Origin of the sequence: Simplicispira suum (assembly GCF_003008595.1) — a bacterium.
Classification (GTDB): Bacteria; Pseudomonadota; Gammaproteobacteria; order Burkholderiales; family Burkholderiaceae_C; genus Simplicispira; species Simplicispira suum.
In genome coordinates this window covers 680,191-699,084 of record NZ_CP027669.1, presented here as the reverse complement: position 1 = coordinate 699,084, position 18,894 = coordinate 680,191, and the positions used below count along the sequence as shown (strand labels likewise).

General features: G+C 63.3%; 19 protein-coding genes. 10 read left to right on the top strand and 9 right to left on the bottom strand.

Annotated elements, in window-relative coordinates; translation table 11 throughout:
• Positions 1-79 precede the first annotated feature (79 nt).
• Positions 80-1,144: a bifunctional riboflavin kinase/FAD synthetase gene (locus C6571_RS03345; RefSeq protein ID WP_106445434.1), complete on the bottom strand. Its 1,065-nt coding sequence runs from the start codon at positions 1,142-1,144 to the stop codon at positions 80-82.
• A 153-nt stretch (positions 1,145-1,297) separates the two neighbouring features.
• On the opposite strand from C6571_RS03345, the gene C6571_RS03340 reads away from it, so the two are divergent.
• Complete coding sequence (locus C6571_RS03340; protein WP_106445433.1) at positions 1,298-1,855, top strand: HNH endonuclease; 558 nt, start codon at positions 1,298-1,300, stop codon at positions 1,853-1,855.
• A gap of 197 nt (positions 1,856-2,052) precedes the next feature.
• On the opposite strand, the gene C6571_RS03335 is transcribed toward C6571_RS03340, so the two are convergent.
• The 4 genes from C6571_RS03335 to C6571_RS03320 are packed head-to-tail and all read right to left on the bottom strand — an operon-like array spanning position 2,053 to position 6,280.
• Complete coding sequence (locus tag C6571_RS03335; protein ID WP_106445432.1) at positions 2,053-3,213, bottom strand: acyl-CoA dehydrogenase family protein; 1,161 nt, start codon at positions 3,211-3,213, stop codon at positions 2,053-2,055.
• Positions 3,214-3,256: 43 nt separating this feature from the next.
• Positions 3,257-4,372 (bottom strand): acyl-CoA dehydrogenase family protein, encoded by a 1,116-nt coding sequence (locus C6571_RS03330; RefSeq protein ID WP_106445431.1) that lies wholly within the window; start codon positions 4,370-4,372, stop codon positions 3,257-3,259.
• 11 nt (positions 4,373-4,383) lie between these two features.
• Positions 4,384-5,565: an acyl-CoA dehydrogenase family protein gene (locus C6571_RS03325; RefSeq protein WP_106445430.1), complete on the bottom strand. Its 1,182-nt coding sequence runs from the start codon at positions 5,563-5,565 to the stop codon at positions 4,384-4,386.
• 46 nt (positions 5,566-5,611) lie between these two features.
• Complete coding sequence (locus tag C6571_RS03320) at positions 5,612-6,280, bottom strand: YceH family protein (RefSeq protein ID WP_106445429.1); 669 nt, start codon at positions 6,278-6,280, stop codon at positions 5,612-5,614.
• 66 nt (positions 6,281-6,346) lie between these two features.
• On the opposite strand from C6571_RS03320, the gene purN reads away from it, so the two are divergent.
• Entirely contained in the window at positions 6,347-6,961 is a 615-nt protein-coding gene (gene purN, locus C6571_RS03315) for a phosphoribosylglycinamide formyltransferase (RefSeq protein WP_106445428.1), read from the top strand.
• Here the strand turns inward: purN and C6571_RS03310 are convergent.
• Positions 6,934-7,488, bottom strand: coding sequence for a hypothetical protein (locus C6571_RS03310; RefSeq protein ID WP_106445427.1), 555 nt, complete (start codon positions 7,486-7,488; stop codon positions 6,934-6,936). The genes purN and C6571_RS03310 overlap by 28 nt on opposite strands.
• A gap of 136 nt (positions 7,489-7,624) precedes the next feature.
• On the opposite strand from C6571_RS03310, the gene C6571_RS03305 reads away from it, so the two are divergent.
• Positions 7,625-8,947 carry an RsmB/NOP family class I SAM-dependent RNA methyltransferase gene (locus C6571_RS03305; protein WP_106445426.1) on the top strand — a complete coding sequence of 441 codons (1,323 nt, stop codon included), beginning with the start codon at positions 7,625-7,627 and terminating at the stop codon, positions 8,945-8,947.
• Between the two features lie 77 nt (positions 8,948-9,024).
• Here the strand turns inward: C6571_RS03305 and rpmG are convergent, their stop codons facing one another.
• The 3 genes from rpmG to trxB form a co-directional block, all read right to left on the bottom strand.
• Positions 9,025-9,195, bottom strand: a complete 171-nt coding sequence (rpmG, locus tag C6571_RS03300) for a 50S ribosomal protein L33 (RefSeq protein ID WP_008904999.1) — start codon at positions 9,193-9,195, stop codon at positions 9,025-9,027.
• Between the two features lie 11 nt (positions 9,196-9,206).
• The gene (gene rpmB / locus C6571_RS03295) at positions 9,207-9,440 is read right to left on the bottom strand and encodes a 50S ribosomal protein L28 (protein ID WP_106445425.1); all 234 of its coding nucleotides are present in this window, start codon (positions 9,438-9,440) and stop codon (positions 9,207-9,209) included.
• Positions 9,441-9,633: 193 nt separating this feature from the next.
• Positions 9,634-10,584: a thioredoxin-disulfide reductase gene (gene trxB / locus C6571_RS03290; RefSeq protein WP_106445424.1), complete on the bottom strand. Its 951-nt coding sequence runs from the start codon at positions 10,582-10,584 to the stop codon at positions 9,634-9,636.
• Between the two features lie 135 nt (positions 10,585-10,719).
• On the opposite strand from trxB, the gene C6571_RS03285 reads away from it, so the two are divergent.
• The 7 genes from C6571_RS03285 (at position 10,720) to C6571_RS03255 (ending at position 18,875) form a co-directional block, all read left to right on the top strand.
• Positions 10,720-11,394, top strand: a complete 675-nt coding sequence (locus C6571_RS03285) for a Crp/Fnr family transcriptional regulator (protein WP_106445423.1) — start codon at positions 10,720-10,722, stop codon at positions 11,392-11,394.
• A 34-nt stretch (positions 11,395-11,428) separates the two neighbouring features.
• Positions 11,429-13,762, top strand: a complete 2,334-nt coding sequence (locus C6571_RS03280; protein WP_106445422.1) for a DNA translocase FtsK — start codon at positions 11,429-11,431, stop codon at positions 13,760-13,762.
• A 288-nt stretch (positions 13,763-14,050) separates the two neighbouring features.
• Positions 14,051-14,683, top strand: coding sequence for an outer membrane lipoprotein periplasmic chaperone LolA (gene lolA, locus C6571_RS03275; RefSeq protein WP_106445421.1), 633 nt, complete (start codon positions 14,051-14,053; stop codon positions 14,681-14,683).
• A gap of 221 nt (positions 14,684-14,904) precedes the next feature.
• Positions 14,905-15,105 (top strand): hypothetical protein, encoded by a 201-nt coding sequence (locus C6571_RS03270; RefSeq protein ID WP_106445420.1) that lies wholly within the window; start codon positions 14,905-14,907, stop codon positions 15,103-15,105.
• Positions 15,106-15,223: 118 nt separating this feature from the next.
• Complete coding sequence (locus C6571_RS03265) at positions 15,224-16,588, top strand: replication-associated recombination protein A (RefSeq protein WP_245901373.1); 1,365 nt, start codon at positions 15,224-15,226, stop codon at positions 16,586-16,588.
• Positions 16,589-16,855: 267 nt separating this feature from the next.
• Complete coding sequence (locus C6571_RS03260; RefSeq protein WP_106445419.1) at positions 16,856-17,785, top strand: branched-chain amino acid ABC transporter permease; 930 nt, start codon at positions 16,856-16,858, stop codon at positions 17,783-17,785.
• Entirely contained in the window at positions 17,757-18,875 is a 1,119-nt protein-coding gene (locus C6571_RS03255; RefSeq protein WP_420852909.1) for an ABC transporter permease subunit, read from the top strand. Before C6571_RS03260 ends, C6571_RS03255 begins: the two co-directional genes overlap by 29 nt.
• Positions 18,876-18,894: the final 19 nt, after the last annotated feature.

The window sequence follows — 18,894 nt, the reverse complement described above, 5'->3', positions numbered from 1 at the left end:
CGTGCGGAGCGCGGTTGCGAAACTGCCGGGGCGGCAGGGGCGGGGCTGGGTGCGCGCAGAGCGGCTGCGCGCGGGCTCCTCAAATTCGGTCGCGCGTGGTCTGGCGGCGGGTTTCTGCATGGGCAGCGAACCAGGCGCGGGCGTCGGCGCAATCGCGGGCGATGCCGGCCGTCAACGCCTCCAGGCTGTCGTACCGGAGTTCGTCGTGCAGTTTGTGCATCAGTTCCACGCGGATGATTTTACCGTAGGCCCCCTCGTCGCCCAGGTGCGCAGGCCATTCGAGGCAGTGGGTTTCGAGCAGCACGCGCCCGCCATTGGTGTCGCTGGGGTCGAGTGAGGGGCGGATCCCCAGGTTGGCCACACCCGGAAGGGCCTGCGCAGCAAGGCCGTGCACCCAGACCGCAAAAATACCGCTGGCGGCAGGCTTCCAGTGGGCAAAGCGCAGGTTCAGCGTGCGAAAGCCGTCGCCCGCGCCGCTGCTGGCCTCGCCCAGCGCCCGGCCCAGCTTGCGGCCATGGACCACATGGCCCGAAATGGCATAAGGGCGGCCCAGCAACTGGGCCGCGTCGTCCATGCGGCCGGCGGCGAGGGCGGCGCGCACTTCGGAGCTGGACACACGCACCGGCTGGGCGGAGTCGCTGCCGGCCTGGGGGTAGGTGATTTCGTAAGAATTCATGCGCGCCACGTCGAATCCCTGCGACTGGCCGGCGCTGCTCAGCAGGGCGTAGTCGCCCGCGCGCTGGCGGCCAAAGCGGAAATCGTCGCCCACCAGCACGTAGCGCACGCCCAGGCCGCGCACCAGCACCTCGTCGATAAAGGTTTGCGGGGATTGCGCGGCCAGTTGCGCGTCAAAGCGCAGCACCACCGTTTGCTGCACGCCGCAGCGCGCCAGCTCCGAAAGCTTGTCGCGCAGCGTGCCAACGCGCGCTGGCGCCAGTTCGGGCTTTTTGAGCGCGGCGGCAAAGTAGTCGCGCGGGTGCGGTTCAAAAGTCAGCACGCAACTGGGCACGCCGCGCTGCGCGGCCTCGGCGCCCAGCAGCGCCAGCATGGCCTGGTGGCCGCGGTGGACGCCGTCAAAATTTCCGATGGTCAATGCGCAGGCCGGGGCGATGGCCGGATGGTGAAAGCCACGAAGGACAAGCATGGTATGTTTTTAATAGCAGTTGGCGCACACAGGGCAAGCGCTGGCCCCGTTCTTGCGTGCTTGGCGTATATTGTGACGCAGTCGCACGGCCGCTTTTGCCTGGCCGATTTCCGGCGACCCGCACTTCCCGCGTTGATCAGAAGGAGGCTGCCTGTGAAAGTGTTGAAGCTCTCGGCCCAAGGCCTGCCCCAGTCGTGGGTATCGCTGGAACAGGCCGCTACCCACTACGCTGCTGGCGACGTGCGCTGGGAGGTGGGGGGCGAGGTGGCGCGCTTTCGCGGGGGCAACAACGCGGTGACGGGGCTGCAGTCGGTCATTGTCATCAACAGCATCATTGGTACACGGGGCGTGCCGCGCACCAACCCCTTTGGCAACCGCCCAGGTCTGACCAATACCAAGCTTTTTGCCCGCGACCGCAATGTATGCGCCTACTGCGGGGGCCTGTTTCACGAAGGCGATCTGACGCGCGAGCACATCGTGCCGTTTGCCAGCCACGGCGTGGACCATTGGATGAACGTGGTGACCGCCTGCCGCGCCTGCAACCACCGCAAAGGCCCGCGCACGCCCGAGCAGGCACACATGCCGCTGCTGTATGCGCCCTATGTGCCCAGCCTTTGGGAAGACTTCATCCTGCGCAACCGCCGCATCCTGGCGGACCAGATGGAGTTTTTGATGGCGCACGTGCCCAAGTCGTCGCGCTTGCTGGGTTGATTCGAAAAGCGCTCCAGGCATCCTGTGGCGTCGTGGGTCGGAAGTTCGTTTCAGAAAGCCGCCGAGAATCGCCGCCACGCCGCGTTGCACATCCTCGCGATAGCTCCGGCTATCGCTGTGGTGTGCGCCTTGCCTGACGACGATTTCGACAGCTTCTACTTTTCAACCAACTTCCAACTCACGACACTGGCACAGCGTCAGTACGACTTGGGAAGTCCGAGCCCCTTTTCGGCGATGTAGCACAGCGCCATTTCCTGCGTCACCGGGGCAACCAAGCCGAGCACGCTTTCCCGAAGGCCGCGTTCGACGTGGTATTCCTTGGCGAAACCAAAGCCGCCATGCGTGCGCACGGCGCGGGTGGAAGTTTCGAAGCTCGCCTCGGCCGCCAGGTATTTGGCGGCGGTGGCTTCGACGCCGCAAGGCAGGCCCGCGTCGTACAGCCGGGCGGCATTCCACATCATCAGTTCTGCGGCTTGAAGACGCATCCAGCATTCCGCCAGGGGGTGCTGGATGGCCTGGTTTTGCCCGATGGCGCGCCCGAACACCACGCGTTCCTTGGCGTAGCCCACCGCGCGCTCCAGGGCCGTTTCGCCGGCACCGATGGACGAGGCCGCGACCAGAATGCGCTCGGGATTGAGGCCATGCAGCAGGTACTTGAAGCCCTGGCCTTCCTCGCCGATGCGGTCCTCTGCGGGCACTTGCAGCCCGTCGATGAAGAGTTCGTTGGAGTCGACGGCCTTGCGCGCCATTTTTTCGATGGGGCGAATGCGCACCTTGGAGCGGTCCAGGTCGGTGTAGAACAGGGTGATGCCGTCTATCGGGCGAGCGCATTCTTCGATCGGCGTGGTGCGCGTGACCAGCAGGATCTTGTTGGCCTGCTGGGCCGTGGAGGTCCATACCTTTTGCCCATGGACCACATAACGATCGCCGTCGCGCCTGGCAAAGGTCTTGATGCGTGTGGTGTCGGATCCGACGTTGGGCTCCGTCACGCCGAAACAGGCGCGATCCTCGCCGCGAATCAGGGCGGGCAGCATGCGCTGCTTTTGCGCGTCGGTCCCGAACACCACGACAGGCTGGGGGCCAAAGAGATTCAGGTGGACGGACGACACCGCAGCCGAACCCAGGCGTCCGATGGTCTTCATCACCATGGCGGCAGCGGCGATGCCCTGGCCTGCACCGCCGTATTCGGTGGGCATCGTGATGCCAAACCAGCCGCCTGCGGCAATGGCATCGCAGAACGCGGTGGGCCACTCGCCGTCGGTGTCGCGCGCAAGCCAGTACTCCGCGTCGAAGTTCCTGCAGATGGCGGCGACGGCCTCCTGGATGGCCCGCTGGTCGTCCTGTTGAGCCACGTTCATCGGAACCTTCCCTTCATTCCTGGCGCGCCCGGCGTCCGAAGTCTCAGGCAAACACCCCAGCGGTGTCCTGCATGCGGCTGGACACTTCACCCAAATGGTGCAGCGTGTCGCCAAACGTCATTTCCATCTGCGTGAGCTTCTTGAAATAGTGGCTGCCGATGTATTCGTCGGTGACGCCAATGCCGCCGTGCAGCTGCACCATCTGCTGGCCCACATAGCGCATCGATTGGCCGAGCTGCACCTTGGCACGGGCCATGGCGGTGCGGCGTTCTGGCGCTGGTGCGGCGAGCTTGAGGCTGGCGTAGTAGCTCATGGAGCGGGCCAGTTCGAGCTGCATCTTCATGTCGGCCACGCGGTGGCGCAGCGCCTGGAAGCTGGCGATGGTTACGCCAAACTGCTTGCGTTGGTTCATGTAGTCCACCGTCAGCGCGACGGCCTGGTCCATGACGCCCACGGCTTCGGCGCACAGCGCCGCGATGCCGGTGTCCACGGCCAGCTCCAGTGCGGTCAGACCGTCTTTGCTGACGAGAATGGCAGGGGTATTGGCGAACTGCACTTCGGCGGCGCGGCTGCCATCCTGCGTGACGTAGCCTTGCGCGCTCACGCCGCTGGCCGAGCGCTCGACGAGGAAGAGGGCGATGTGGCCGTCCAACTGCGCGGGCACGAGGTAGGCATCCGCCTGGTCGCCTGCAGGTACTATGCTTTTAGTAGCTTTCAAGGCATACCCAGACTGCGCTGGAGCCGCTTTTGCTTCACATTTTTCGAGTGCGTAGCGGGCCTTGCGCTCTTGCTGCGCCAGCACCACCAGCGCCTGTCCGCTGGCAATGCGTGGCAGCCAGGCGCCCTGCAACTCGGCCGATGCGTACTGCGTGAGCACGCTGCTTGCAATGAAGGCATGCGCCAGGGGTTCGAGCACCATGCCGCGGCCGAGTTCTTCCATCACCACCATGGCGTCGATGGCGCCCTGGCCCAGGCCGTCGTGCGCTTCGGGCACGGTCAGTGCGGTCAAGCCCAGTTCAGCCAGTTCGCCATAGGCGGTGCGGTCAAAGCCGCCGGCTGCCACGATGCTGCGGCGGCGCTCAAAGGTATAGCCCTTGTCGACCCAGCGGCGCACCGCGTCGCGCAGGGATTGCTGGTCGTCAGAGAAATCAAAATCCATGTTCTATCTCCTTAGCCGAGAACGGTCTGGGCCACGATGTTGCGCTGCACTTCGTTGCTGCCACCGTAAATGGTGGTCTTGCGCAGGTTGAAGTAGGTCGATGCCAGCGGCGCATTGGCGGTCTCGCCGCCAGGGAAGTTCCCCTGCCAGCCGGCCTCCATGGCTTCTTCGATGAATGGCAGGGCAAAGGGCCCTGCGGCCAGCATCATCAATTCGCCGTAACGCTGCTGGATCTCGCTGCCCTTGATCTTGAGCAGGCCGGCAATGTCAAGCGAGTTCTTGCCGGATTTTTCGTTGGACAGCACGCGCAGCACCAGCATCTCCAGTGCCACGATGTCCACTTCCAGCAGGGCGATCTGGTCACGGAACCTCTGGTCGTCCCACACGCCTTCGCGCTTGGCGATGCGCTTCAAACGCTCCAGTTCGCGCTTGCTGCGGTTCACGTCGGCAATGTTGGTGCGCTCGTGGCTGAGCAGGTGTTTGGCGTAGGTCCAGCCCTTGTTCTCTTCGCCAATGAGGTTTTCCGCCGGCACTTCGACGTTGTCGAAGAACACCTCGTTGACTTCGCACTCACCGTCGAGCAGCTTGATCGGGCGCACCGTGACGCCGGGCGACTTCATGTCGAGCAGCAGGAAAGAGATGCCCGTCTGCGGCTTGCCCTCGGTGCTGGTGCGCACCAGGTTGAACATCCAGTCGCCGTACTGGCCGAGCGTGGTCCAGGTCTTCTGGCCGTTGACGATGTATTTGTCGCCCACGCGCTCGGCGCGGGTCTTGACGCTGGCCAGGTCCGAGCCCGAGCCGGGTTCGCTGTAGCCCTGGCTCCACCAGACCTCGCCGCTGGCGATGCCAGGCAAGAAGCGTTTTTGCTGCTCGGCATTGCCAAACGCCATGATGACGGGCGCCACCATCACCGGGCCAAAGGGGATGATGCGCGGGGCGCCAGCCAGTGCGCATTCTTCTTCAAACAGGTGCTTTTGCACGGCGGTCCAGCCTGGGCCGCCGAATTCCTTGGGCCAACCAAAGCCCAGCCAGCCTTTTTTGCCAAGAATCTTGGCCCAGTTCTGCATGTCGCCGCGCGTCAGGCGCAGGGCGTTGTGCACCTTGTGGGCGATGTCCTTGGGCAGGTTGGCCTGCACCCAGGTGCGGACTTCTTCGCGAAAGCTTTGCTCTTCGGGGGTAAATGCGAGATCCATGAGGCTTGTCTCCAGTGAAGCTTCTTTTGTAGCACGGTCGTTCGTTTTAAGCCTGTCCGGGCGGCGACATGGGCAGGCCCAGCTCGGTGCACAGTTGCTGCACGGTAGCCTGCAGTTGCGCGACCTGGGCTTCGAGCTGGGCGACACGTTCTCCCAAAGCGCCCGCTTGGGGCGCTGCAGCGGGTTGCGACAGGTCCACCGGGCCACACAGCAGGTGCATCCAGCGCGATTCGCGGGCGCCGGGAGCGCGCGGCAGCAGCACGGTCAGCGGCCCGCCTTTTTCTTCAGAGCGTTCCTGCAATTCGTCAAGGAAGGCCTCGACGGAGGAGATATCGGCAAAGCGATACCAGCGCTCGGCGTTGGTGCGCAGCTCGGCCGCCGTCTGTGGGCCGCGCAGCATCAAAAGACCCAGCAGCACGGCGGACTGCTCGGGCACGCCCATGCCGCGCTGGAAGTTGTGCTCGTAGCGCGTGGTGCGCGAGCCGCTGCTCTCGAAGACCAGGTTGTTGCCGCGCAGTTCCTCCAGCGCTTGCAGCACCGCGGCGTCGCTCAACTGCATGACCGGCTCGCGCGTGGTTTTCTGGTTGCAGCCCGCCACCAGGCTGGTGAGCGAGAGCGGATAGCTGTCGGGCACGGTGCGCGCCTTTTCCATCAAGGTGGCGAGCACGCGGGCTTCGATGTCGGTCAGTGGTTGGATATGGGCGTCAAAGGGCATGGCGGGATAATTGGAGGGGCGTGCAAGGGACTTTTACGGGCACGCGAAAGTACCTCACACGCTTATATGAAAAACATTGTCATTCTCATCTCTGGCGGCGGCTCCAACATGGCGGCCATCGTGCGCGCAGCCGAGCGGGAAGACTGGGAGCGCAAATTGGGCGTGCGCGTCGCTGCAGTGCTGAGCAACCGGGCCGATGCGGGTGGCCTGGCCTTTGCGCAGGCGCGCGGCATTGCGACGCAGGTGCTCGACCACAAAGGTTTTGATTCGCGTGAGGATTTTGACGCGGAGCTGGCGCGCCGCGTCGATGCCTATGCGCCCGATCTGGTGGTGCTCGCGGGGTTCATGCGCATCTTGAGCCCAGGTTTCGTAGACCATTACGCAGGGCGTTTGCTCAACATCCACCCGTCGCTGCTGCCGGCTTTCCCCGGTCTGCAGACGCACAGGCGCGCATTGGCAGCGGGATGCAAATTTGCCGGCGTCACAGTCCATCAAGTGACGAGCGAACTGGACGTAGGGCCCATAGTGGAGCAGGCGGTGGTGCCTGTCATGCCAGGCGATACCGCAGATACCTTGGCCGCACGGGTGCTGACCCAGGAACACGTGATTTACCCGCGCGCTGTGCGCGGGTTTTTCCAGCGGGCAGCAGTGTGTCAGGCGGTGCTGACCACTTCCGCCTGAACCTCTTCCAGGACCTGTTTGGCCTTGGCCGTTTGGGCACGGTTCACGGGGTGCACGACGACCGCCCAGCGATTTTCCCTGAGGGCGGTGCGCAGCCGGCTGATGAGCAAAATGTGGTCTGGCCGCAGGGCCAGCAAGCCTGCTGCAAGCAAGCCGAACGTAATCCCAAAACCCACGATGGCAACAAACGCCACCACCGGACTGCTGGCAACCAGCGGGTTGTCCGCACGCGAGAGCCAGAGAAACAGCGCGACGCCGAGCACTGCTCCGGCAAAACCACCCACAACGTGGGTTTGAACAAGCGTCCGTGCCACGCCCTCCGATTCAGGCTCCACGGCGCGGCCAAACAGTTCGCCGTGGGAGGTGTCAGCGTCTTCTGGCCGCAGCAGACGCACCTGAGAACCGTCCAGGCCCGCCCTGTTGCGCAATTGTTCCAGAGCGGATTCGGCCTGAGCGCGCAGGAGAAAGATGCCGGCCACCTTGGTCAGCGACCGCTCGCCAAACATGCCTTGTAGAAGATAGTCCATGGTGTTTCCTTTTTACTGCAGGGGCAAAGCCTTTCATCAGGCTAGGCGCGGGCAGCGAAACGAGCTGTAGGACGCTGCTTCGCAACCAGGTAGGCTGTCGTAGGTGCTGGTTTGCTTCGAATGGGACAATCGTGCAATGCACCCCAACGCCCTTATCGACGCCTGCGCGCAGCTCGTACGCCTCGCACTCACTTTTGAGCACCCTGCCGACGCGGTGGTCTCACGCTTTTTTCGCGACAACCGGGGCCTGGGCCAGCGCGAGCGCGCGGCTCTGGCCGAAACCGTCTACACCGTGCTGCGCAAGAAATTGCTCTTTGACCACATGGCGCCTTCGGGATCGGGCCCGCGCGAGCGGCGCCTGGCGATTCTGGGTTTTGCCCACTGGCAGGACGAAGAAGCGCGACGCAGCAACCCGCTGGCCAAACACGGTGCGCGCGACTTTCTGCGCGGCGCGCTCAGCGATCGGGAGCAGCAATGGCTGGCACAGTGTGACGCCGTGCAACAGAGCGATCTGCTGGAGCGCCACCGCCACAACCTGCCCGAATGGCTGGTGGCGCCGCTCAAAGAGCAGCTGGGAGACGCCTTCTGGCCCGAGGTCATGGCGATGTCGCAGGGCGCGCCGCTGGATCTGCGGGTCAACGCCTTGAAGGAAAAACGGCCTCAAGTCCAGGCTGAGATTGCCCAAGCAGCTATCAAATCAGAAGTAACTCCGTATTCACCCTGGGGCCTGCGCGTGGTGGGCAAGCCGCAACTGTCCAAGCTGCCCGCTTTTGTGCGCGGCGCCATTGAGGTACAGGACGAAGGCTCGCAGCTGTTGGCGCTTTTGGTGGACGCCAAGCGCGGCGAAATGGTGGTGGATTTTTGTGCTGGTGCGGGTGGCAAGACGCTGGCGCTCGGCGCGAGCATGCGCAGCACCGGGCGCTTGTATGCGTTTGACGTCTCCGCCCACCGGTTGGACGCGCTCAAGCCGCGCCTGGCGCGCAGCGGGCTCTCCAACGTGCACCCTGCGGCCATTGCGCATGAGCGCGACGAGCGCATCAAGCGCCTGGCCGGCAAGATCGATCGGGTGCTGGTGGATGCACCCTGCTCGGGCCTGGGTACGCTGCGGCGCAACCCGGATTTGAAGTGGCGCCAGAGCCCCGAGGCGCTGGACGAGCTGACGGCGAAGCAGGCAGCCATCCTGGAAAGCAGTGCGCGCCTGCTCAAGCCCGGCGGGCGCCTGGTCTACGCCACCTGCAGCGTGCTCCCGCAAGAGAACGAGGCGATTGCCGAGGCCTTCTCAAAGGCCCACCCCGAGTTTGTTCCGCTGGAGGCGGGCGAGGTGTTGGCGCAACTCAAGGTAGCCGATGCTGCCTCCTTGTGCAGCGGGGGAGACGCCGGCACGCGTTACCTGCGCCTGTGGCCGCATCGCCACCATACCGACGGGTTCTTTGCAGCGGTGTGGGAGCGCAAAGCCTGAGCGAGAGAGGACAAAAAAGCCGCCCGGCTTGCACCGGGCGGCTTTTGGCAGGGAAAACGCCCGCAAGGGCGGCTGAATTACTTCAGCTTCATTTCCTTGTACTCGACGTGCTTGCGTGCCTTGGGATCAAATTTCATGATCAGCATTTTCTCGGGCATCGTCTTCTTGTTCTTGGTGGTGGTGTAGAAATGACCGGTCCCCGCAGTGGATTCCAGCTTGATCTTGTCGCGTCCGCCTTTGCTTGCCATGGTGGTTCTCCTTAAGCCTGGCCACGTGCGCGCAGGTCTGCGAGCACAGAATCAATACCGTTCTTGTCGATCAGACGCAAACCGGCGTTGGAAATGCGCAGGCGCACCCAGCGGTTTTCAGTCTCGACCCAGAAACGGCGGTATTGCAGGTTCGGCAGAAACCGGCGCTTGGTTTTGTTGTTGGCGTGGGAAACATTGTTCCCGACCATGGGCTTCTTACCCGTGACTTCGCAGACGCGTGCCATGTGGACACTCCGATACTTTTCAACGGCCGTTTGCGGGCGCCTCCGGAGCATTCCGAGGGCTTGCAATGCGGCCTCACCTCGCCAGAAAGGGTGGCGGTAACCCGATTTGTCTTTGGTCTGCAAGACCGAAGGCTCCGTACGCAACGGGGCACAAATTTAACAAAGCCGCAAATTATAGCCCGCTTCGGGTTGTCTATTGCTGCTCAAGGTAGCGCTGCGCGTCCAGAGCCGCCATGCACCCCGTGCCGGCGCTGGTGATGGCCTGGCGGTAGACGTGGTCCTGTACGTCGCCCGCAGCAAACACGCCGGGCACCGAAGTTTGTGTGGCAAAGCTTTGCATGCCGCCCTGGGTGACGATGTAGCCGTTCTCCATTTTCAGTTGACCCTGGAAGATGTCGGTGTTGGGTGCGTGTCCGATGGCGATGAAGCAGCCCTGCAGCGTGAGATCTTCGGTGTGGCCGTCCTGCGTGCTTTTGATGCGCACGCCGGTGACGCCGGTGATGTCGCCCAGCACTTCGTCCAGCGTGAAGAAGGTCTTGAGCACGATCTTGCCGGCGGCGACCTTCTCCATCATCTTGTCTATCAGAATCGGTTCGGCCTTGAACTTGTCGCGCCGATGGACGAGCGTGACTTTGCTCGCGATGTTCGAGAGGTACAGGGCCTCTTCGACGGCGGTGTTGCCGCCTCCGATCACGCAGACCTCCTGCTCGCGGTAGAAAAAGCCGTCGCAGGTGGCGCAGCCCGAGACGCCCTTGCCCATGAAGGCCTCTTCCGACGGGAGGCCCAGGTATTTGGCCGAGGCGCCGGTGGCGATGATGAGCGCATCGCAGGTGTAGCCGCCGGTGTCTCCCGAGAGCACGAAGGGCCGTTGACTCAGGTCGACCTGTGTGATGTGGTCGTAAATGATCTGCGTCTTGAAGCGCTCGGCGTGCTCGAGAAACCGCTGCATCAGCTCGGGGCCCTGCACACCATGCACGTCGGCCGGCCAGTTGTCGACTTCGGTGGTAGTGGTGAGTTGACCGCCCTGGGCCATGCCGGTGATGAGTACGGGCTTGAGGTTGGCACGGGCCGCATAGATGGCGGCGGTGTAGCCGGCGGGGCCGGAGCCGAGGATGAGAACTTGGGCGTGCTGGGGAGTGGGCATGGTAAAAGATCGGGTTGGTTCGCCCCGCAAGCTAGGTGTCGGGACGCGACAAGACAAGCCCCAAGTATCGGACAAACGGCGCTAGCCCGGCCCCCGACGGGCCGACTCTGTGAGCTTTCTCAAGGAAGTATCTGCATGGCCATCGTGACCAATCTTGATCTGTTGCGGCGCGTACCGCTGTTTTCTCGTCTTACGGTGCACCAGGCCGAAGCGCTGGGCAGTGCGGTGAGCAAACGGCGCTTTAAGCGTGGCGAAGCGCTGGTGGTGCAGGGGCAAAAGTCCGATGCGCTGTATCTGCTGTTGACCGGGCGGGCGCGTGTCAGCGCGTCCGACACGCGCGGGCGCGAGGTCATTTTGGCCACGCTGATGCCGGGCGACTATCTGGGCGAGATGAGCATCATCGACAACGAACCGCATTCGGCATCGGTGCATGCCCTGGTGCAGACCGACGTACTGGAACTGGGCCGCGCCGAATTCACGCGCTGCCTGGCGGAAAACGTCAGCATGTCGCTGGTGGTGATGCGCGGCCTGGTCAAGCGCCTGCGCCACGCCGATCGCAAGATCGAGTCGCTGGCCCTGCTTGATGTGTATGGGCGTGTGGCGCACGCCTTGCTGGACTTGGCCGAGCCGGACGGCGAGGGCGGCGCGCGCATCCTTGAAAAAGTGTCGCGCCAGGACATGGCCAAGACGATTGGCGCCTCGCGCGAGATGGTCAGCCGGGTGATGAAGGACCTGGAAGTACGAGGGTTTATTGAAACCCTGCCCAGCGGGGTCACGCTGCTCAAAAGCCGGCTCCAAACCCTGGGTTGACGCAGGGGCTGCGGTAAGCTTCAGCGCTTCGCTTATGACGTACTCCCTCAATACTTTGAACGCTTCTTCGGCCGGCAAGGCCGGTCCGCGCAGCCCTGGCGCACGTTTTGGCCACGAAATCACCCTGGTGGCGGGCTTTGTGCTCTTGCTGGTGTGGATCCTGGCGCTATGGAGCTATGCGCCGCAGGATCCTGCTTGGTCCACTTCGGGCGCTGCTGCCAGGACGGCGGTGCACAACCGCATCGGGCTGGCCGGCGCCTGGCTGGCCGACGTGAGCTATTTCGCCTTCGGTTTTTCGGTCTGGTGGTGTCTGGCCGCCGGAGTGCGCGCCTGGATTTCCTCGCTGGCGCGCCTGCTGCGTGGCGGCGCACCGGCCCAAAGCGCGCCACCCCGGCATCCGGCGCTCCGGCGTGGGCTTTTTTGGGGCGGCCTGGCGCTTTTGATGACCGCCAGCTGCATGCTGGAATGGACCCGCCTGTACCGATTTGAGGCGCTGTTGCCCGGCGACGCTGGCGGCGTGTTGGGCCATGTGATGGGGCCCCTGGCAATGCGCTGGCTGGGTTTCACGGGTTCGGGCCTCTTGGGCATCGTGCTGGTGGTCTTGGGCGCGGCATGGGTGCTGCGCTTTTCCTGGGGGCCGTTGGCAGAAGGCCTGGGTGCGCGCATGGATGCGCTGCTGCAGTCGCGCCGCGCCCGGCGCGAGGTGGCAATCGATCTTGCGGAAGGCCGCCGCGCGGCGCGCGCACGTGAGGAAGTACTGACAGGCGAGCGCAGCGACATCGAGGCGCAGCACCCGGTTCCGGTCAAGATCATCGAGCCGGTGCTGGTCGACGTGCCGCAGAGCACGCGCGTGGTGAAAGAGCGGCAAAAGCCCTTGTTTATCGATCTGCCCGACAGCCGCCTGCCCCAAGTGGATCTGCTGGACGCTGCGCAGCAGCAGCGCGAAAGCGTCTCGCCCGAAACGCTGGAAATGACCAGCCGCATGATCGAGAAGAAGCTCAAGGACTTCGGTGTCGAGGTGCGTGTCGTGGCCGCCATGCCCGGCCCGGTGATTACGCGCTACGAAATCGAACCGGCCACAGGCGTCAAGGGCTCGCAGATTGTGGGACTGGCCAAGGATCTGGCGCGCTCGCTCAGCCTGGTGTCGATCCGCGTGGTTGAAACCATTCCGGGCAAGAATTTCATGGCGCTCGAATTGCCGAACGCCAAGCGCCAGACCATCAAACTCTCTGAAATTTTGGGCTCGCAGATTTACCACGAAGGCAAGTCCATGCTCACCATGGGCCTGGGCAAGGACATTGTCGGCAACCCGGTGGTGGCCGATCTGGCCAAGATGCCGCACGTGCTGGTGGCCGGCACCACGGGCTCGGGCAAGTCGGTGGGCATCAACGCCATGATTCTGAGCCTGCTCTACAAGGCCGAGGCGCGCGACGTGCGCCTGCTGATGATCGACCCCAAGATGCTGGAAATGTCGGTCTACGAAGGCATTCCGCACCTGCTCGCGCCCGTGGTGACGGACATGAAGCAGGCTGCCAACGGCCTGAACTGGTGTGTGGGCGAGATGGAGCGGCGCTACAAGCTCATGAGCAAGCTGGGCGTACGCAACTTGGCGGGCTACAACGTCAAGATCGACGAAGCCAAGGTGCGGGGCGAAACCCTTCCCAACCCCTTCAGCCTGACACCCGAAGAGCCCGAGCCCCTGGAGCGCTTGCCGCACATCGTCGTCGTCATCGACGAGCTGGCCGACCTGATGATGGTCGTCGGCAAGAAGATCGAGGAGCTGATTGCACGCCTGGCGCAAAAGGCGCGCGCCGCCGGCATCCACCTCATTCTGGCCACCCAGCGCCCCAGCGTCGACGTGATCACCGGTCTCATCAAGGCCAACATACCCACCCGCATTGCCTTCCAGGTGTCGAGCAAGATCGACAGCCGCACCATCCTGGACCAGATGGGCGCCGAAGCGCTGCTGGGCATGGGCGACATGTTGTACATGGCCAGCGGCACGGGCTTGCCGGTGCGCGTGCACGGCGCGTTTGTCAGCGACGAGGAGGTGCACCGCGTGGTCAGCTACTTGAAGAGCCAGGGCGAGCCCGATTACATCGAGGGCGTGCTTGAGGGCGGAACCGTGGATGGGGACGGCGATCTATCGCTCGATGGCGAGACTGGCGGCGAGAAGGACCCGATGTATGACCAGGCCGTCGAGATCGTGCTCAAGGACCGCAAGGCCAGCATCAGCTACGTGCAGCGCAAGCTGCGTATCGGCTACAACCGCTCGGCGCGCCTCTTGGAAGACATGGAAAAGGCGGGCTTGGTCAGCGGACTGACCACGAGCGGCCAGCGGGAAGTTCTTGTTCCTGCGAGAGAGTAATCGGCGCGTCCCCCTGAGCGGCTGCGCCGCTCGGTGCAACCGCCAGAGGCGGAAGCTCTTCGGGGACGTCCAAGCCGGCGTAGGCAGGCTTGGAGCCGCGCCCCTCAGCCCCTTCTCTTGCAGCGCTGTGCGCTGCGGAAGGGGACAAAGCCAGCGCGGGCGGGGCGGGGCGGCGCGGCCGGCCCAGGCCCTTGCGCGGCTTTCGCTGGTAAGTGGCGCGCCCTTCTTCCTACGTTGGTGGTTGCTCTTGCTGCGTTAGAACGGAAGTTGACTTCTAAGGTTACGTAAATGAAAAAGACAATCACTGCAATTTTCATAGCTGCCAGCGCTTGTGCAGCAAGCGCTGACGGGTTAAAAAGCCTTGAATCCTTTATGCAGAACACGCGCTCGGCGCAGGCCGAGTTCACGCAGGAAGTGACGGCGCCGGCGAAGAACGGCCAGGCTCCGCGCACCAAGACGTCGAGCGGAAGTTTTGCTTTTGAGCGACCGGGGCAGTTCCGCTTTGACTACAAGAAGCCGTTCGTGCAAACCATTGTTGCCGACGGCAAGACGCTGTGGCTGTACGACGCCGATCTGAACCAGGTGACCGAGCGCGCCCAATCCAAAGCGCTGGGCAGCACGCCGGCGGCGCTGCTGGCGTCCGCCCCGAACCTGCAGGCGCTGACGAAGGACTTTGTCCTGGAATCGGCCCCTGAGCAGGACGGCTTGCAGTGGGTGAACGCAACGCCCAAGGCCAAAGACGGTCAGCTGCAAGGCGTGCGGGTGGGCTTGCGTGGCGAGCAGTTGGCAGCGCTGGAAATTTTGGATAGCTTTGGCCAGCGCTCGGTGATCCGCTTTGAGAACGTGCAGGCCAACCCCGACTTGCCTTCGGCCACCTTTGATTTCAAGGTGCCGCATGGCGCGGACGTGCTCAAACAATAGGCCCTGTCGATGCGTTCTGGCCTGTCCTTCACGCGACGCGTGTTGCCAGGGTGGAGCAGGTGGTGCACCTGGCGGATATCATGCCAACGATGGCCATGAACCCATATGCCGAGCAGGCGGCACAGGGCACAAAGCCATGAAGGCGCACTCGGGCCGGCCGCTTTTACCTGCGTATCCGTGTATTCGATATCGAAAGATCAACCCGCCAGAAGGAGAACCTGATGCTCAAAACTCTCACAGCTACTTATGCCAGCAAGGCTACCGTTGCCAACGTTGTTGATGAGTTGGTGAATGGCGGCCTCCCGCGCGAGAAGATCTACAGCGACGACACGACGATGCAGGTCAAGGTCATGGTTCCCGAGGTGGAGGAGCCAGGGGTCAAGGAAATTCTGAATCGGCACCAGCCGACCAGCATTTCCTGAAGGGCGCAGCGATAGGTTGCGACCACGGTGTGCGAGATGCACACCCATCGCCCAGGGCAGCGCACGGCCGGTCGCAATCCAATGTGATGCCGTAGGCAAGCGGCCGATGGAGTTTTTGATGACCGACGTGCCTACCATCCATCCTTCCAATGTTTCGCAGGACCGCGCTGCCCGCGCGGCGCTTGCCCACCAGCCGCTGGCCGAGCGTCTGCGCCCCAAAACCCTGGGTGAGGTGATTGGGCAGACGCAGCTGCTCGGCCCCGGCATGCCGCTGCGCCTGGCGTTCGAGTCGGGCAGGCCGCATTCCTGCATCCTGTGGGGGCCGCCTGGCACCGGCAAGACGACGATCGCCCGCCTGATGGCCGATGCGTTTGATGCGCAGTTCATTGCGATCAGCGCGGTGCTCGGGGGCGTCAAGGACATTCGCGAAGCCGTCGAGCGGGCCACGGCTGCGCGGGACGGCCTGGAGCAGCGGCGCACCATCGTTTTTGTCGACGAAGTGCACCGCTTCAACAAGTCGCAGCAGGATGCGTTCTTGCCGCATGTCGAATCGGGCCTTTTCACCTTTGTCGGCGCCACCACCGAGAACCCGTCGTTCGAGGTAAATTCTGCACTGCTCTCGCGCGCCACGGTCTATGTGCTGGAGCCGCTCGGGCCTGGGGATTTAAAGCAAATTGTGGCTCTGGCGCAGGCGGAACAAGCGCTACCAGCTATTGAAAGCGTAGCGGTAGAGCGCTTGGTGGCTTACGCCGACGGCGACGCCCGGCGCCTGCTGAACACACTGGAAACCTTGGCCATGGCGGCTGAGCAAGAGAAAGTCGGTGAGATCACCGACGTCTGGCTGCTGCGCGTGCTGGGCGAGCGCATGCGCCGCTACGACAAAGGCGGCGAGCAGTTCTACGACACCATCAGCGCGCTGCACAAGGCCGTGCGCGGCTCGGACCCCGACGCCGCGCTCTACTGGCTGGTGCGCATGCTCGACGGCGGCGCCGACCCGCGCTACATGGCACGGCGCATGGTGCGCATGGCCAGCGAAGACATCGGCCTGGCCGACCCGCGCGCGCTGCGCCTGGCGCTCGATGCTACCGAGGTCTACGAGCGCCTGGGCAGCCCGGAAGGTGAGCTGGCGCTGGCCGAATGCGTGGTGTATCTGGCCGTGGCACCGAAATCGAACGCGGTCTACAAAGCCTACAACGCGGCGCGCGCCTTCATCAAGCAAGACGGGACACGGCCCGTTCCCATGCATTTGCGCAACGCGCCGACGAAGCTGATGAAGCAACTCGACTACGGCAAAGGCTACCGCTACGCACACGACGAGGCGGATGGCTTTGCCGCAGGGGAGACCTACCTGCCTGAGGGCATGCAAGCGCCAGGGTTCTACAAGCCAGTGCGGCGCGGCCTGGAGATTCGGATCGCCGAAAAGCTGGACGAGCTGCGCTCACGCAACCTGCGTGCTGGCGGCGGCGATGGCGCGCCGAAATAGGCCTTGATCAATTAGGCCATGCACCAGCAGTGTGCACGTAAATTAGCAAATCTTATGTTTTACGCATCCCTCTGATGCGCCGCAAACCCAAGGGAAAACCCCTCCAAACCCGCGTCCGTGGTGGGTTTGCATCTCGCTACAATTCCGCCTTCAAACCCGCGCGGCAGCTTTCCTGGCGGGTTTTTTGCTAGATGGCAGACGGGCCCACAAGGCCACACCCGCACAAGGTGCCTGCATTCCGAGCCCGTCACAAACGAAGGACCTCTTATGGAAATCTTGCTGCAACAGATCATCAACGGTCTGGTTCTCGGCAGCATGTACGCCTTGATAGCCTTGGGCTACACGATGGTGTACGGCATTATTCAACTGATCAATTTCGCACACGGAGAGGTGCTGATGATCGGTGCACTTACCAGTTGGAGTTGCATCGGCATGATGCAGTCGGCGATGCCTTGGGCACCGGGCTGGCTCGTTTTGCTGCTCGCCACCATCATTGCCTGCATTGTGGCTGCGGCGCTGAACTTCACGATTGAAAAGGTGGCCTATCGGCCGCTGCGCAATGCGTCGCGCCTGGCTCCGCTGATCACCGCTCTGGGCATGTCGATCCTGCTGCAGACGCTGGCCATGATCATCTGGAAGCCCAACTACAAGCCGTATCCCACCTTGTTGCCGGCTACGCCCTTTGAACTGGGTGGCGCGGTGATCACTTCCACGCAGATCCTGATTCTTGGCGTCACGGCGATATCGCTGGCGATCCTGTCCTGGCTGGTGGGTTACACCAACCTGGGTCGCGCCATGCGGGCCACGGCAGAGAACCCGCGGGTTGCGGCCTTGATGGGTGTCAAACCCGACATGGTGATTTCGGCCACCTTCATCATCGGCGCCATCCTGGCGGCCATCGCCGGCATCATGTACGCGTCGAACTACGGCACGGCGCAGCACACCATGGGCTTTTTGCCCGGCCTCAAGGCGTTCACGGCGGCGGTGTTTGGCGGCATTGGCAACCTGGCCGGTGCGGTGGTCGGCGGCATTTTGCTGGGCTTGATTGAAGCCATTGGTTCAGGCTACATCGGCACGCTCACGGGTGGCATTCTTGGCAGCAACTACGCCGACATCTTTGCGTTCATCGTGCTGATCATCATCCTGACGCTGCGGCCATCGGGCCTGTTTGGCGAACGTGTGGCCGACCGCGCCTGAGGACTTGACCATGAAACAGAAAAATCTTGCCAAATGGATCATCGGCGCCATCGCGCTGCTGGTGCTGCCCCTGATCCTGCAGTACTTCGGCAACGCCTGGGTGCGCATTGCCGACCTGGCGCTGCTGTACGTCATGCTGGCCCTGGGGCTGAACATCGTGGTGGGCTATGCCGGTTTGCTTGACTTGGGCTACGTCGCTTTCTACGCCGTGGGCGCCTACTTGTTCGCTCTGCTGGCCTCGCCCCATCTTGCAGACACCTTCGCCAGTTTTGCGGCGATGTTCCCCAATGGACTGCACTTTTCGATGTGGTTGGTCATTCCGCTGGCGCTGGTGCTTGCGGCGACCACGGGGGTGATTCTTGGGGTGCCGGTGCTCAAGCTGCGTGGCGACTACCTGGCCATCGTGACTCTGGGGTTCGGGGAGATCATCCGCATCTTCATGAACAACCTGGACCACCCGATCAACATCACCAACGGTCCCAAGGGCTTGGGGCAGATCGATTCGGTCCACATCTTTGGGTTCAATTTCGGAAAGAACCAGGAGCTTTTCGGCATTGCCATCAATTCGGTGTCGATGTATTACTACCTCTTCCTGGCTTTGGTGCTCGTCACGGTGCTGGTGTGCTACCGACTGCAGGACTCGCGCATTGGCCGCGCCTGGATGGCGATTCGCGAAGATGAAATCGCCGCCAAGGCCATGGGCATCAACACCCGCAACATGAAGCTTCTGGCGTTCGGCATGGGCGCCTCGTTTGGCGGCGTCTCGGGCGTGATGTTCGCCTCCTTCCAGGGTTTCGTCTCGCCTGAGTCGTTCAGCCTGATGGAGTCGGTCATGATCGTCGCCATGGTGGTGCTTGGTGGCATCGGCCACATTCCCGGCGTGATTCTGGGTGCCGTTCTCCTCTCGGCATTGCCCGAAGTGCTGCGCTATGTGGCGGGCCCGCTCCAGGCCATGACCGACGGGCGGCTGGATTCGGCCATCCTGCGCCAGTTGCTGATTGCGCTGGCCATGATCATCGTGATGCTGATACGTCCCCGCGGCCTGTGGCCCGCACCTGACCACGGCAAGAGCCTGGAGCAGAAGACCTGAACACCGCAGAAAGACACAA

Excerpts from the sequence above, each read along its gene's own strand:
- C6571_RS03320 (WP_106445429.1), bottom strand. The coding sequence starts at position 6,280 with ATGCCCTTTGACGCCCATATCCAACCACTGACCGACATCGAAGCCCGC.
- rpmG (WP_008904999.1), bottom strand. The coding sequence starts at position 9,195 with ATGGCAAGCAAAGGCGGACGCGACAAGATCAAGCTGGAATCCACTGCG.
- purN (WP_106445428.1), top strand. The coding sequence starts at position 6,347 with ATGAAAAACATTGTCATTCTCATCTCTGGCGGCGGCTCCAACATGGCG.
- lolA (WP_106445421.1), top strand. The coding sequence starts at position 14,051 with ATGAAAAAGACAATCACTGCAATTTTCATAGCTGCCAGCGCTTGTGCA.
- C6571_RS03285 (WP_106445423.1), top strand. The coding sequence starts at position 10,720 with ATGGCCATCGTGACCAATCTTGATCTGTTGCGGCGCGTACCGCTGTTT.
- C6571_RS03345 (WP_106445434.1), bottom strand. The coding sequence starts at position 1,144 with ATGCTTGTCCTTCGTGGCTTTCACCATCCGGCCATCGCCCCGGCCTGC.
- C6571_RS03330 (WP_106445431.1), bottom strand. The coding sequence starts at position 4,372 with ATGGATTTTGATTTCTCTGACGACCAGCAATCCCTGCGCGACGCGGTG.
- C6571_RS03325 (WP_106445430.1), bottom strand. The coding sequence starts at position 5,565 with ATGGATCTCGCATTTACCCCCGAAGAGCAAAGCTTTCGCGAAGAAGTC.
- trxB (WP_106445424.1), bottom strand. The coding sequence starts at position 10,584 with ATGCCCACTCCCCAGCACGCCCAAGTTCTCATCCTCGGCTCCGGCCCC.
- C6571_RS03265 (WP_245901373.1), top strand. The coding sequence starts at position 15,224 with ATGACCGACGTGCCTACCATCCATCCTTCCAATGTTTCGCAGGACCGC.
- C6571_RS03305 (WP_106445426.1), top strand. The coding sequence starts at position 7,625 with ATGCACCCCAACGCCCTTATCGACGCCTGCGCGCAGCTCGTACGCCTC.
- C6571_RS03270 (WP_106445420.1), top strand. The coding sequence starts at position 14,905 with ATGCTCAAAACTCTCACAGCTACTTATGCCAGCAAGGCTACCGTTGCC.
- C6571_RS03260 (WP_106445419.1), top strand. The coding sequence starts at position 16,856 with ATGGAAATCTTGCTGCAACAGATCATCAACGGTCTGGTTCTCGGCAGC.
- rpmB (WP_106445425.1), bottom strand. The coding sequence starts at position 9,440 with ATGGCACGCGTCTGCGAAGTCACGGGTAAGAAGCCCATGGTCGGGAAC.
- C6571_RS03310 (WP_106445427.1), bottom strand. The coding sequence starts at position 7,488 with ATGGACTATCTTCTACAAGGCATGTTTGGCGAGCGGTCGCTGACCAAG.
- C6571_RS03280 (WP_106445422.1), top strand. The coding sequence starts at position 11,429 with ATGACGTACTCCCTCAATACTTTGAACGCTTCTTCGGCCGGCAAGGCC.
- C6571_RS03335 (WP_106445432.1), bottom strand. The coding sequence starts at position 3,213 with ATGAACGTGGCTCAACAGGACGACCAGCGGGCCATCCAGGAGGCCGTC.